Consider the following 419-nt stretch of genomic DNA (forward strand, 5'->3'; position numbering starts at 1 on the left):
CCAATTCCGCCACACCCGCAAATGGTGAGCCATGAAGGATTCGAACCTTCGACCCTTTGATTAAAAGTCAAATGCTCTACCGACTGAGCTAATGGCTCACATAGTGAGTTAAAAAGCACCATTTAAATGAATCATTTATTTAGTTTCCAAAAAAGATGGTGCCGGCCAGAGGACTTGAACCCCCAACCTACTGATTACAAGTCAGTTGCTCTACCAATTGAGCTAGGCCGGCAAATGGTGGAGGATGCAGGGCTCGAACCTGCGACCCCCTGCTTGTAAGGCAGGTGCTCTCCCAGCTGAGCTAATCCTCCGATGCATATAAGCCTGGCGGCGTCCTACTCTTGCAGGGGCAAAGCCCCAACTACCATCGGCGCTGAAGAGCTTAACTTCTGTGTTCGGGATGGGAACAGGTGTGACCT

3 tRNA genes and 1 rRNA gene are annotated in these 419 nt (G+C 50.4%); all 4 read right to left on the reverse strand.

Annotated features, from left to right (window positions below):
- Positions 1 to 22 precede the first annotated feature (22 nt).
- Positions 23 to 98: transfer RNA gene (locus MN204_RS20355), tRNA-Lys, on the reverse strand.
- Positions 99 to 156: 58 nt separating this feature from the next.
- Positions 157 to 232 (reverse strand) — tRNA-Thr (locus MN204_RS20360).
- A 3-nt stretch (positions 233 to 235) separates the two neighbouring features.
- Positions 236 to 311 (reverse strand) — tRNA-Val (locus MN204_RS20365).
- Positions 312 to 322: 11 nt separating this feature from the next.
- Positions 323 to 419: ribosomal RNA gene (gene rrf, locus MN204_RS20370) — 5S ribosomal RNA — on the reverse strand; the annotation flags it as partial.

This window comes from Oceanobacillus saliphilus (assembly GCF_023522835.1).
GTDB classification, from domain to species: Bacteria; Bacillota; Bacilli; order Bacillales; family Amphibacillaceae; genus Oceanobacillus; species Oceanobacillus saliphilus.